Origin of the sequence: Pantoea sp. S18 (genome assembly GCF_045689705.1) — a bacterium.
Classification (GTDB): Bacteria; Pseudomonadota; Gammaproteobacteria; order Enterobacterales; family Enterobacteriaceae; genus Pantoea; species Pantoea symbiotica.
Genome location: NZ_CP142688.1, coordinates 1032473 through 1045828, shown reverse-complemented (window position 1 = coordinate 1045828; position 13356 = coordinate 1032473). Strand labels below are relative to the sequence as shown.

Here is a 13356-nt window from a genome sequence, read left to right as displayed (position 1 = left end):
TCCTCAGATAGACAGCTTGTTGATGCGTTTGCCGCCGTACACCAGGTTAACGATGGCACGGGTGCCGACGATAGCGGTAAACATTGAGGTTGCGATACCGATAGCGGTAGTAATCGCAAAGCCTTTGATTGAACCGGTACCGACCGCATAAAGAATGATGACTTTAATCAGCGTAGTGACGTTGGCGTCGACGATACTGGAGAAGGCGCCTTTATAGCCTTCATGAATCGCCTGCTGTACCGAGCGTCCGTTACGCAACTCTTCTTTAATACGTTCGTTAATCAACACGTTAGCATCGACCGCAACCGCGAGCGTCAACACGATACCGGCAATACCCGGCATGGTGAGCGTTGCGCCTGGCAGCAGTGACATGATGCCGACAATCAGCACCAGGTTACACAGCAGTGCGCTGGTCGCGATAAGACCAAACTTCTTGTAGAACACCACCATGAACAGGATGGAAGCGATCAAACCCCACAGGCAGGCTTCAAGGCCTTGTGTGATGTTCTGCTGACCCATGGTTGGGCCGATAGTACGCTCTTCTACAATCTGGATTGGCGCAATCAACGCACCTGCGCGCAGCAGCAGCGACAGCTGACGTGCTTCGTTTGGATTGTTGATACCGGTGATACGGAAGCTGTTACCGAGGCGCGACTGAATGTTCGCCACGTTAATCACTTCTTCCTGTTTCACCAGAATCGAACGGCCGTTGGCATCTTTCTTACCGCTGTCTTTGTACTCCACAAACAGGGTCGCCATCGGCTTGCCGATATTGTCCTTGGTGAAGTTCGACATCATGTTGCCGCCCGCGCCATCCAGTGAAATGTTCACCTGTGGCTGGTTGTACTCATCCATGCTCGACGTGGAATCGGTGATGTGATCACCGGTCAGAATCACACGCTTGTACAGCACCACTGGCTGCCCTTCGCGGGTTTTCTTCACTTCCGAATCGCCCGGCACACGGCCGCTGGCCGCTGCAGTTGGATCAACGCTGGTGTTCACCAGACGGAATTCCAGCGTGGCGGTTGCGCCCAGAATCTCTTTAGCGCGCGCGGTGTCCTGAATACCTGGCAGCTCGACCACGATGCGATCAGAACCCTGACGCTGCACCAGCGGTTCGGCAACGCCGAGCTGGTTCACACGGTTACGCAGAATAGTAATGTTTTGCTGCACCGCATATTCACGCGCTTCGCTCAGACGCGCATCGCTCATCACCGCACGCAGCGAATCGCTGCCCTGGCTTGAGATCACCAGATCGCGGTGGCGAGTAGACAAGTAGCTGATTGCCGCGTCACGGCTGGCGCCGTCACGGAAACGCACTTCTACGCCATAGTTCGCGATTTTATTAACGGTGGTATACGGAATGCTTTTGTCGCGCAGATCGCTGCGCAGGCTGTCGGCGTTCTGCTCTTGCAGTTTGCCCAGAGCCGTATCCATATCCACTTCCATCAGGAAGTGAACGCCGCCGCGCAGATCAAGACCGAGTTTCATCGGTTCCGCGGCCAGCATGCTCAGCCAGCGAGGGGTTGCCGGCGCGAGGTTGAGTGCCACAATGTAGTCTTCGCCCAGCGCGGTGGTGATAGCATCACGCGCGCGCAGCTGCACATCCTGCGTTGCAAAGCGGGCCAGAATGGCACCATTTTCCAGAGCGAGGGATTTGCTCTCGATATTGTCTTGTTTTAATACGGTCTGGATCTGATCCAACGTTTGCTCACTGGCGGCGCCACCGCGCGCACCAGTGATCTGAACGGCCGGATCCTCACCATAAAGGTTAGGAAGCGCATAGAGCAGGCCGACGAGAATCACGACGACCAGCATGATGTACTTCCACAAAGGATAACGGTTTAACACGGCAGTTCCCTTCGGGAAGAAAAAATTACAGCGCCTTCAAAGTACCTTTCGGCAGAACGGCGGCCACGAAATCACGTTTAACAACTACTTCAGTGGTGTCGTTCAGGGCAATAGAAACATAGCCAGTTTCTGCCACTTTGGTCACACGGCCAACTAAACCACCGCTGGTCAGCACTTCATCACCTTTAGAGATGGAATCCATCAGCTTCTTGTGATCTTTAGTACGCTTCTGCTGCGGACGCAGAATCATGAAGTAGAAGATCAGACCAAATACCACCAGCATGATCACCAGAGAATACGGACTTCCCTGAGACGGTGCGCCTGCTGCGGCTACGGCGTCAGAAATGAAAAAGCTCATTAAATTTCCCTCATTGATGAATTATCAGACGTTCAGCGGAGGAACCGCCTTCCCCGTCCGTTGGTAGAACTCGCTAACAAAGTGCTCTAATTTACCCTCTTCGATAGCCTTACGTAAACCGGCCATCAAACGCTGGTAATAGCGCAGATTGTGAATCGTATTCAGGCGTGCGCCCAGTATTTCGTTACAGCGATCAAGATGATGCAAGTAGGCGCGGCTATAATTGCGACAGGTGTAACAATCACACTCTGCATCCAGCGTAGCGGTGTCATCTTTATACCGGGCATTACGAATTTTCACCACGCCATCCGTAACAAACAGATGACCATTACGCGCATTGCGCGTTGGCATAACGCAGTCAAACATATCGATACCGCGGCGAACGCCTTCCACCAGATCTTCTGGCTTGCCGACGCCCATCAAATAACGCGGTTTGTCTTGCGGAATTTGCGGACAGACGTGCTCCAGGATTCGGTGCATGTCCTCTTTAGGTTCACCCACCGCCAGGCCGCCCACAGCGTACCCATCAAAGCCAATCTCTACCAGACCTTTAACGGAGACATCTCGTAAATCTTCGTAAACACCGCCCTGAATAATGCCGAATAATGCATTTTTATTGCCGAGCGAATCGAAGCGGTCACGGCTGCGCTGGGCCCAACGTAATGACATCTCCATCGAACGTTTAGCGTAATCCCAATCTGCAGGATATGGCGTACATTCGTCGAAGATCATCACTACGTCAGAGCCGAGATCGAACTGGATCTCCATCGACTTTTCCGGATCGAGGAAAATCGGGTCGCCGTTGATCGGGTTACGGAAGTGCACACCCGCTTCGGTGATCTTACGGATATCGCCGAGGCTGAATACCTGGAAGCCGCCGGAATCAGTGAGGATCGGGCCTTGCCAGTTCATGAAATCGTGCAGGTCGCCGTGCAGTTTCATGATCTCCTGACCTGGGCGCAGCCACAGGTGGAAGGTGTTGCCAAGCAGGATCTGCGCGCCGGTCTCTTTCACTTCTTCCGGCGTCATGCCTTTCACCGTGCCGTAGGTGCCCACGGGCATAAATGCCGGGGTTTCAACAACGCCACGATCAAAGACCAGACGGCCACGGCGCGCGCGCCCGTCGGTAGTATCTAATTCAAATTTCACATTAACCTCATTAGATAATCAGAGAAACAGTCTGATTATTAAGCCCCAACGGTTTCGTCAGGTGCCTGTGGATTACGGGTGATGTACATCGCATCCCCGTAGCTAAAGAAACGGTACTGCTCTGCCACCGCGCTGTGATAAGCCGCCATGGTGTGCTGATAACCGGCAAAGGCCGAAACCAGCATAATCAGGGTCGATTCCGGCAAGTGGAAGTTGGTGATCAGCGCATCGATCACCTGATAGTGATAGCCAGGATAAATGAAAATCTGGGTGTCATCGAAGAACGGGGCAATCAGCGCGTCCTGGCTGGCCTTCGCGGCGCTCTCCAGCGATCGCACTGAGGTGGTGCCCACGGCAACCACTTTGTTGCCGCGCGCTTTACACGCCAGCACCGCATCCACCACATCCTGCGGCACTTCCGCGTATTCGGCGTGCATGATGTGATCTTCGATGGTTTCTACGCGCACTGGCTGGAAAGTCCCTGCACCGACGTGCAGCGTGACAAACGCCATTTCAACGCCTTTGGCTTTCAGCGCCTCCAGCAGCGGCTCGTCAAAGTGCAAACCGGCGGTCGGCGCGGCGACGGCGCCCGGACGCACGCCGTACACAGTTTGGTAAAGCTCACGGTCAGCATCTTCATCCGGACGATCGATATAAGGTGGCAGCGGCATGTGGCCGACGCTGTTGAGAATATCCAGCACTGCACGGTCGTCTTCGAAAGCGATCTCAAACAGCGTGTCATGACGCGCCACCATTGTGGCTTTAACGCTTTCGTCATCGCCCAGCAGCAACTCTGCGCCCGGCTTGGGCGCTTTAGAAGCGCGCACGTGCGCCAACACGCGTTTGTCGTCCAGCATGCGCTCAACCAGCATCTCGATTTTCCCGCCGCTGGCTTTACGGCCAAAGACGCGGGCCGGAATCACGCGGGTGTTATTGAACACCAGCAGATCGCCCGGATTGAGCTTATCCATCACGTCTGTAAATACGCCGTGGCTTAATGCGCCGCTTGGACCATCCAGCGACAGCAAGCGGCAACCGCTTCGCTGCGCCTGCGGATAGTGGGCGATTAAGGATTCTGGCAACTCAAAGGTAAAATCGGCTACGCGCATGCTTCACTTCTTCAGGACTTAAAATCAGGCGGCATAGTCTAGCGGAAAAGCGGCAAATTCTGAACAACTGGCTGAGTTTCTGTAATTCTGCTTATACACAAAATAATTCGAGGTGCAGGAAGGCGGTGAACGAGAGCAGCCAACGCACCTGTAACTTGAAGTATGACGTGTATATAATGCGCCATGAACTTTCTCGCTCACCTTCACCTTGCGCAGCTGGCTAACAGCTCTCTGCTGGGCAATCTCATGGCCGATTTCGTGCGCGGCAACGTGCAATCACAATGGCCTGCGCCGGTGGTGGCTGGCATTGCCATGCATCGTCGCCTCGATGTGTTAACCGATAATCTGCCCGAAGTGCGTATTGCGCGTGAGCTATTTCGCCCGGAAACACGCCGCGTGGCGCCCATCACGCTGGACGTGATTTGGGACCACTTCCTCGCGCTGCACTGGGAGAAAATTCACCCGACACAATCGCTGGTAGCGTTTACCGCTGCGGCAGAACAAGACATCGTGCCGCAGCTGGCGGGCACGCCGGAAGGTTTTATCGAATTGAATGCAGTGATGTGGCGCGAACGCTGGTTTGAGCACTATGCCGAACCGACGCGGCTGGCGCGGGTGCTAAACGGCATGGCGCACCGCCGTCCGCGTCTGGCCGCGCTGCGCGATTCCTATCAGGATTTTGTTGATCACTATGATCAGCTTGAGCCGCTGTTCTTCCAGTTTTATCCGCGCTTAATGGCCGCCGCGCGGGCGCAGAAATTGTAATATTAGGTAATTCAAGACCCGTCTGTTGGACGGGAAATTTCCCATCCCCTACCCTTCGTGGCCTTAATCTTCGTCACACTTAGGGAAATCTCATGCAGCATCTTATTGCAAACCGGCTCGCAGAAGCCGGTCTTAGTTACACGCACATCATGGCGTTAGGGATAGTGATTGCCATTATCTTTGCCATCTCGTTAATCACTCATGCCATTCTGCACCGCGCCATTTTGCCGCTGCTGCGTCGTTCTACCGAGAAAAGCAGCCGCCAGTGGCCGAAGGCGCTGATTAACAGCCGCCTGTTTAGCCGCAGCGTATGGCTGATGCAAGGTGTGCTATTCAAATTACAGACCGAACTGTTCCTGCACGACAGTTCTCAGATCTATCCTGCGCTGCTGATTTTCGCCCAGCTGTGGATGATGATCTTCGCTCTGCTGATGCTGTTCTCGCTGCTGGATCTGCTGCAGCAGCTCAGCGCAAACAGCATGCTGGCACAGCAATTGCCGCTGCGCGGTATTATCCAGAGCGTGAAATTGATCGCCGCCATTTTAATGGTGATCATGATTATTTCGCTGCTGTTGGGTAAATCGCCTGGCGTATTGATCACCGGTCTCGGTGCCATGACGGCGGTGCTGATGCTGGTATTTAAAGATCCGATTTTGGGTCTGGTGGCCGGTATTCAGTTAGCGGCTAATAATATGCTGAAAATGAATGACTGGCTGGAGATGCCGAAATATGGCGCGGACGGTGCGGTCATCGATATTTCTTTAACTACGGTAAAAGTGCGCAACTGGGATAACACCATTGTGACCATTCCGGCTTACGCCTTAATTTCCGACTCCTTTAAAAACTGGCGCGGCATGTCGGAATCCGGCGGACGTCGCATTAAACGCAGCATTAATATCGATACCACCAGCATCACTTTCCTTGATGACACCATGATGCAGCAGTTGAAAAGTGCGCATCTGCTCACGCCCTATCTGAATAGCAAAAGCGAAGAAGTGGCCGCGTGGAATGCGCAGCTCGGCTGTGATTTGGATTCACCGCTCAATGGTCGTCGTCTGACTAACGTCGGCACCTTCCGCGTCTGGTTGCAAAGCTGGCTGGAGCAACATCCGCGCATTCATAAAGAGATGACGTTAATGGTGCGTCAGTTAGCACCGGGTGAAAACGGTTTACCTGTTGAGGTATACGTATTCACCAACACCACGGTATGGGCGGAGTATGAAAATATTCAAGCGGATATCTTCGACCATATATATGCGGTGCTGCCGACCTTTGGTCTGCGTGTACACCAATCGCCAACCGGTAATGACATGCGCCAGATCGGCGTGAGAACTCGCCACTAACGCTTCATCCCGCCTAACCCGCCAGTGAAAATAAAAATTTCGCTGGCGGGCCTTCTCCCCCTCTTGTCACGCGCGAACATCTACGGCTTAATGAAACCTTTCTTAACTTTTGTTAAGTCCGTCACACAGCCAATACGCCATTTTTGGCGTCTGTTGTCGCTTCGCCAGCCTAAAAATCATAAGAGGGAAAGATGTCATCAGCTTCGCTTACCGAACTCGACGCACGTTATCATTTCGCCTGTGATGTTGCCAAAACCGCCGCCAGTCGGGCTTTATCCTGGTATCAGCAACGTCATCAATTAGTGGTTGAGCATAAGAAAGATCTGCAGGATGTTGTCAGCGAAGCCGATCGCAACGTTGAGGAATTGGTCAAACATCTGATCCACGAACGCTTTCCTGACGATGCGGTGCTGGGCGAAGAGAGCGGCGGCAATACTGCTGGCGCACGCTTTATCTGGGTGATCGATCCAATTGATGGCACCAGCAGTTTCCTTAACGGCTTGCACAACTGGTGCGTTTCGCTGGCGATTGTTTGTGAAAACGAAGCAGTAATCGGCGTGGTGTGCGATCCCAATCATCATGAAACCTTTCACGCCTGCCGAGGCAAAGGCGCCTGGGTAAATGATAAACGCATTCAGGCGCACAGCGCGCAGCAGCTCGATCAGGGATTGCTTGGTCTGAGCAGCTCCAACAGCCAACCGGTTGAAACTCTCACCACCTTTATTGGCGCATTACTGGCGCAGGGCGGCATGTTTATCCGTAACGGTTCGGGAGCGTTAATGAGTGCGTGGGCGGCGGCCGGTCGATTAATTGGTTACTACGAAGCGCATATGAATCCGTGGGATGGCTTGCCAGGCATAGTGCTGATGCGTGAAGCGGGCGGCATCACCAACGATTATCTGGCTAATCACGGTTTGCAGAACGGCAATCCGGTGCTGCTGGCCAATGCAGTTATTTATCCGCAGCTAAAAGCGCTGTTGCCTACGCATTTGTCATTATAATTTTCACATTGGGTTAAGTTGGTTAATTTATGCGAACTTAACCTTCAAGCAAAATTACTTAAGCGTGCTGTAAGTAATATTCTATTCCGAATTGAGACTTTTCTATTTTTTTTTCGAACATCCCGGCAACAATAAAAATACGATATGCTGCTCAAGTCAAACATCCCTTAGTAATACTCATTTTCTCCTTTTTTGTTGTTCTTTTCGGCGCCAGGATGCGCCGAGATATTTTTTTGTGCGTTATATTCTTTGGGGATGGCGTTATTATTTTTATTTTGAAATCGTCATATATAAAAAGGTCGCCATAAATGGCGACCTTACAATAACATTAGCTTTTACGCTTTTTCACTAGCGGCCACGCCAGTAATAACAACGCAATCCAGCCGAAACCTACGTACAGCGACACGCGCGTATCCGGGAAGTAACCAATCAAACCAATAATGAAGGCCAGGAACAGCACGCCGAACCATGCAGTTTTGCTGCCGCCCGGCATGGCAAAATCCAGTTTCCCGGCTTGCTCTTTGCCAATCTTGCGGCGGAAGGCGATCTGCGACAGCAGAATCATGATCCACACCCAAACGGTAGCAAAGGTCGCCAGCGAGGCGATGACCAGGAACACTTTCTCCGGCATCAGGTAGTTGAGATAGACCGCGATCAACATCGCCAGCATCATCACCAAAACGGTCACCCACGGAATCCCGCGATTCGATACCTTCTGGAATACCTTCGGTGCGTGGCCTTGCTGCGCCATGCCGTGCAGCATACGTCCCACGCCAAACACATCGCTATTAATCGCCGACAGCGACGCCGTCAGCACCACGAAGTTCAGGATCGATGCCGCCGCCGCAATGCCCAAATGCTGGAAGGTCAGCACGAACGGACTGCCGGAAGTGCCCACCTGATTCCACGGATAAATCGACATGATGACGAACAGCGTACCAACGTAGAACACCAGAATACGCATCGGTACGGAGTTGATGGCGCGTGGAATCGAGGTCTTCGGATCTTCCGCTTCACCGGCGGTAATACCGATAATCTCAATCCCGCCGTAAGCAAACATCACCATCTGCAGTGACAGCAGCATGCCGACAATACCGTGCGCGAAGAAGCCGCCGTTAGTCCACAGATTGTGAATGCCGGTCGGCTGGCCGCCGTTGCCGATGCCCCAGAAAATCATGCCGAAGCCGGCGATGATCATGATGATGATGGTGGCGACTTTGAAGAAGGAGAACCAGAACTCCACTTCGCCAAACACTTTCACGCTCATCAGGTTGATGGCGCCGATAATCAGCACCACGCTCAGCACCCAAATCCAGTGCGGCACATCGGGGAACCACACGCCCATGTAGATACCAAAAGCCGTTACGTCGGCAATCGCCACAATCAGGATTTCAAAACAGTAGGTCCAGCCAGTGATGTAACCCGCCAGCGGGCCAAGATAATCCTGCGCATAGCGCGAGAATGAGCTGGCCTGCGGGTTGTTGACCGACATCTCACCCAGCGCACGCATGATGATGTATGCCACCGCACCGCCGATGATGTACGCCAGCAGCACGCTTGGGCCTGCCATTTTGATGGCATCCGCCGAGCCGTAAAACAGCCCGGTGCCAATCGCCGATCCCAGCGCCATAAAGCGAATGTGGCGCGTGCTCAGTCCGCGTTTGAGCTTATTGGTTTCTTGCATAACACTCAGTACCTTGAAAATGAAAAACCACGGGCAAGCCCGTGGTTGGAATTAACAGCAATGTCGCTTACTGATGAACTGCGACCTGCTCACGTCCTTTTGCCCGATCAACCACCGCAGCAATCACCAGCATCGCCAGCGATGGCGGCAACCAGGAGAGTCCCTGATCGGCCAGCGGCAGATGCTGACTAAACAGCGGCAACACATCTTTAAAGCTGGTGGTTTTGATGGCATCAACGATACCGAACAGCAGGCTTACCAACATGGTCGGCGCGATGATACGCGAACTTTTGTTCCAGAACTTCAGCGTGAAGCTCAGGACCACCAGCACGATGCATGGCGGATAAATCGCCGTCAGCACCGGAATCGAGATCTGAATCAGATGGCTCAGGCCGAGGTTCGACACTACCATCGAGAACAGACCCAGAATAAATACCAGCGTTTTATACGACAGCGGAACGTATTGCGCAAAGAATTCTGCACAGGCGCAGGTCAGGCCAACCGCCGTCACCATGCAGGCGACGAAGATCAGCGCGGCGAGGAAGAAGCTGCCCATGCCGCCGAAGGTCTGCTGCACGTAAGCATGCAGAATCTCAGCACCGTTGGCGCTCTGCGCCACTAATGCGCCGCTATCATTACCGAGCTTGAACAGCGTCAGGTAAATCAGCGTCAAACCGATACCGGCGATGATGCCCGCCAGCATGGTGTAGCGCGTCAGCAGTTTGGCATCTTCAATACCGCGTGAACGCGCTGCATTGACGATAACGATACCGAACACCAGCGCACCCAACGTATCCATGGTCAGATAACCATTGACGAAACCGCTGGAGAAGGCGGCACGTTGATACTCTTCGGTGCCCGGCGAAACGCCACCCGCAGGCCAGATCAGCACGGCAACGCCGAGCACAATCAGCGCCAGAATTTTCAGCGGTGCAAGGAAGTGGCCAACGGTATCCAGCAGTTTGCCCGGATACAGCGAGATGCCGATCACCAGCGCGAAGTAAATCAGGCTGTAGATGAACAGCGGCAGCGCGCCATCGCCGGTCAGCGGTGCAATACCAACGGCAAAGGAAACGGTAGCGGTACGCGGCGTGGCAAACAGCGGGCCAACAGCCAGGTAGCAAACGGTCGCCAGCAGCAAGCCTGCGGCTTTACCAATCGGCGAGCTCAGCGCATCAATGCCGCCGCCCACGCGCGCCAGCGCGATAACGGTGATCACCGGTAAGCCAACAGCGGTAATCAGGAAGCCGAATGCCGCAATCCAAACGTGTTCGCCAGACTGAATCCCCACCATCGGTGGGAAGATGATATTTCCTGCGCCAACGAACAGGGCAAACGTCATGAAGCCCAGCGCCAGGATATCCTTGGAGGTTAAACGATGTGTCATAAACTTCTGTACTGCCTGTAGCTGATGTTGCGGTGGAAGTTGAGTTCGTGTTGTCCTCTGGATGCGCTAAAACAAGGACTTATTCGGTAAGACCAGCGTGTTATGCGGGACTAATCGTTAAAGCGCAGGTGATTTAATCTACTTTTCTTCTGTTCGCAGAGGGATAAATCGACAACGGCGCAAATTAGAACGTTTATAGCGAAGAAAGGCAATACGGGATCGGAAAACCAGAAGGATATAACAAGATAGCGGGAGAAAGCAGTGAATCACGGTGGAATTGCAGGAAAACACCTCAGATGATTTGCTAAAAGTTTCCTCAGCGCGGGAGATCTCTTTGCATAAATCGACCTGCAGATGCACAAAAGGCGCGATTTACGCGCCTGTTTGGCTAACTTTACGGAATTACCAGACTGTTCTTGCTATATCGACCACCAGACGAATCTTCTGCCACTGCTGCTCTTCGCTCAGGCTGTTGCCCTCTTCGGTAGAAGCAAAGCCACACTGCGGGCTGAGGCAGATTTGATCGAGGCTGACGAACTGTGCTGCTTCCTGCAGACGCGCTTTTACCTGCTCCGCATCTTCCAGCTCGCCGGTTTTGGTGGTGATCAAACCCAGCACCACTTGCTGATGGCCAGGCTTGAGGAAGCGCAGCGGCTCAAAGCCACCTGAACGTTCGTTGTCATACTCAAGGTAGAAGGCATCGACATTCACGCCGCCAAACAGCACTTCGGCGACCGGCTCATAGCCACCTTCGGAGATCCAGGTTGAGCGGAAGTTGCCGCGACACACATGCAGCCCGACGGTCAGATCTTCTGGCTTACCTTCCAGCGCGGTATTCAGCACCTCAGCATAGATGCGCGCCAGTTCCTGCGGATCTTCACCACGTTCGCGGATCTGTTGCTGCTGTTCGGTAGAGCACAGATACGCCCACACCGTGTCATCCAGTTGCAGATAACGGCAGCCAGCCGCGTAAAACGCTTTAATTGCGTCTTTGTAGGTCTGCGCCAGATCGGCGAAGTAATCTTTCAGTTCGGGATAGACCGTGGCATCGATCACCTTGCGGCCACCGCGGAAGTGCAGCACGCTTGGGCTGGGAATGGTCATCTTGGCAACCGCATCGCCCGCTACGCTTTGCAGAAAGCGGAAGTGATCCAGCATTGGGTGTTCAGGATTAAAGGCTACTTTACCGGTGACTTTCACGCCGTGCGCTTTGGTCTGCACGCCGTTGAACTGAATGCCCTGCTCCGCTTCGAACAGCTCTACGCCGTGCAGATCGCCGAAGAAGTCGAAGTGCCACCATGCGCGACGGAATTCACCATCGGTAACGATCTGCAGGCCGTTGGCGCGCTGCTGCTCCACCACATGACGGATTTCACGATCTTCCACCTGACGCAGTTGATCAGCATTGATGTCACCATTGGCAAACTGCACACGCGCCTGCTTGATGGCAGCGGGACGCAGAAAACTGCCGACGGTATCGGCGCGGAATGGGTTGTGACGTGGCATCTTATCTCCTCGCTGAGCGCTTAGTTGCGTCAGGGTATAATTTCGCTGGGTTATTTCAGCCATCTGGACGGCTATATGTCCAAGAAGAATGCCACGCTGTTACAATTTCGGCAACGGAAGAAAATTCAGCTTACATGAAACTATTTCATGTTCAGATGCACGTTCTTCAATTTCCCTCAATGGCCGCCCGCGCTTGCGCCATCTGGCTATCTGACAACGGCAAATAGCCAGCTTCGCTCACCCGACGCTGGCCTTGTGGCGACAACACCTGATGCAGAAAGGCATTCACCAGCGGCGGCAGCGGTTTGCCAGGCGCTTTGTTGACGTAAATATAAAGCGGGCGCGACCACGGATAGCGGCCGCTGCGAATGGATTCGGCATCCGGCATCACGCTGTCGCCGTTCGTCGTGACCACCGGCAGCATTTTCACGCCGCTGAGATGAAAGCCAAAACTGGCGTAACCAATGCTATTGGGCGTGGCGGCAACGGCTTGCACCACCGCAGCGGAACCGGGGAATTCAGCGACGTCAGCACGGAAATCGCCTTTACACAGCGCCTGCTGCTTGAAGAAACCCCAGGTACCCGACGCCGAGTTACGCCCATAACGCTGGATGCTGCGCGTTGCCCACTGGCTGTCGCTCAAGCCGAGATCGCCCCAGCGCTGCGGCACCTGCTGTCCGCCGCACAGACGCGTGATGGAAAACAGCGCATCGAGTTGTTGCGGTGCGATGCGCGGCAGCGGATTGTCCTGATTGACCACCACCACCAGCGCATCCATCGCCACCGGCACCGCCAGCGGCGGATAACCGTAGCGCGCAATGAAGAGTTGACGTTCGTCGATCTGCATCGGGCGGCTCATCGCGCCCAATTGTGCAGCACCGGCGGCCAGCGCGGTCGGTGCGGTAGACGATCCCGCCGCCTGCACCTGAACGTTCACGCCCGGCGACTGGCGGCTAAAATCCTCGCCCCACAAGGTCATCAGATAACCCAACGTATCCGATCCGACGCTGCTCAGATTGCCGGTTAGCATGGTTTGTTGGCCGTGTGCCAAAGCAGAGCAAAGCAGCAAGAGGGATAGCAACAGCGATTTCATTGGCGATTCCGCAATTTAATGAGACGCCTATTCTGGAGCGGCGTGATTTATCGCGCAATAAATTGCGTAAAGGTTGTCAGTTAAGCGCGAAGCGGTCGCCATGAATGGCG

11 protein-coding genes are annotated in these 13356 nt (G+C 54.0%); 3 read left to right on the top strand and 8 right to left on the bottom strand.

The features are described 5' to 3' along the window. Window positions 1-3: 3 nt before the first annotated feature. From secD to queA, 4 genes are read right to left on the bottom strand one after another with little or no spacing between them, the layout of a single operon-like run. Window positions 4-1851 carry a protein translocase subunit SecD gene (gene secD, locus VIJ98_RS04605; protein WP_071531647.1) on the bottom strand — a complete coding sequence of 616 codons (1848 nt, stop codon included), beginning with the start codon at window positions 1849-1851 and terminating at the stop codon, window positions 4-6. A gap of 25 nt (window positions 1852-1876) precedes the next feature. Then, complete coding sequence (gene yajC, locus VIJ98_RS04600; protein ID WP_008103990.1) at window positions 1877-2209, bottom strand: preprotein translocase subunit YajC; 333 nt, start codon at window positions 2207-2209, stop codon at window positions 1877-1879. Between the two features lie 24 nt (window positions 2210-2233). Continuing rightward, window positions 2234-3358 carry a tRNA guanosine(34) transglycosylase Tgt gene (gene tgt, locus VIJ98_RS04595; RefSeq protein WP_061717469.1) on the bottom strand — a complete coding sequence of 375 codons (1125 nt, stop codon included), beginning with the start codon at window positions 3356-3358 and terminating at the stop codon, window positions 2234-2236. A gap of 38 nt (window positions 3359-3396) precedes the next feature. After that, window positions 3397-4467, bottom strand: a complete 1071-nt coding sequence (gene queA, locus VIJ98_RS04590; protein WP_061717470.1) for a tRNA preQ1(34) S-adenosylmethionine ribosyltransferase-isomerase QueA — start codon at window positions 4465-4467, stop codon at window positions 3397-3399. A gap of 183 nt (window positions 4468-4650) precedes the next feature. Here queA and VIJ98_RS04585 point away from each other — a divergent pair, with 183 nt between their 5' ends. The 3 genes from VIJ98_RS04585 (at window position 4651) to VIJ98_RS04575 (ending at window position 7576) form a co-directional block, all read left to right on the top strand. Continuing rightward, window positions 4651-5232 carry an ACP phosphodiesterase gene (locus VIJ98_RS04585; RefSeq protein ID WP_154153627.1) on the top strand — a complete coding sequence of 194 codons (582 nt, stop codon included), beginning with the start codon at window positions 4651-4653 and terminating at the stop codon, window positions 5230-5232. A gap of 92 nt (window positions 5233-5324) precedes the next feature. Beyond that, on the top strand, window positions 5325-6575 hold the full coding sequence (locus tag VIJ98_RS04580; protein ID WP_154153630.1) for a mechanosensitive ion channel family protein: 1251 nt from the start codon (window positions 5325-5327) through the stop codon (window positions 6573-6575). 191 nt (window positions 6576-6766) lie between these two features. Beyond that, entirely contained in the window at window positions 6767-7576 is an 810-nt protein-coding gene (locus VIJ98_RS04575; protein WP_154153633.1) for an inositol monophosphatase, read from the top strand. Between the two features lie 328 nt (window positions 7577-7904). Here the strand turns inward: VIJ98_RS04575 and proY are convergent, their stop codons facing one another. The 4 genes from proY to VIJ98_RS04555 form a co-directional block, all read right to left on the bottom strand. After that, window positions 7905-9260, bottom strand: coding sequence for a proline-specific permease ProY (gene proY, locus VIJ98_RS04570; protein WP_154153636.1), 1356 nt, complete (start codon window positions 9258-9260; stop codon window positions 7905-7907). A 67-nt stretch (window positions 9261-9327) separates the two neighbouring features. Further along, window positions 9328-10647, bottom strand: a complete 1320-nt coding sequence (brnQ, locus tag VIJ98_RS04565; protein ID WP_323272482.1) for a branched-chain amino acid transporter carrier protein BrnQ — start codon at window positions 10645-10647, stop codon at window positions 9328-9330. 402 nt (window positions 10648-11049) lie between these two features. Further along, on the bottom strand, window positions 11050-12153 hold the full coding sequence (locus VIJ98_RS04560; protein ID WP_323272480.1) for a cobalamin-independent methionine synthase II family protein: 1104 nt from the start codon (window positions 12151-12153) through the stop codon (window positions 11050-11052). Window positions 12154-12319: 166 nt separating this feature from the next. Continuing rightward, on the bottom strand, window positions 12320-13246 hold the full coding sequence (locus tag VIJ98_RS04555) for a PstS family phosphate ABC transporter substrate-binding protein (protein ID WP_154191726.1): 927 nt from the start codon (window positions 13244-13246) through the stop codon (window positions 12320-12322). Window positions 13247-13356: the final 110 nt, after the last annotated feature.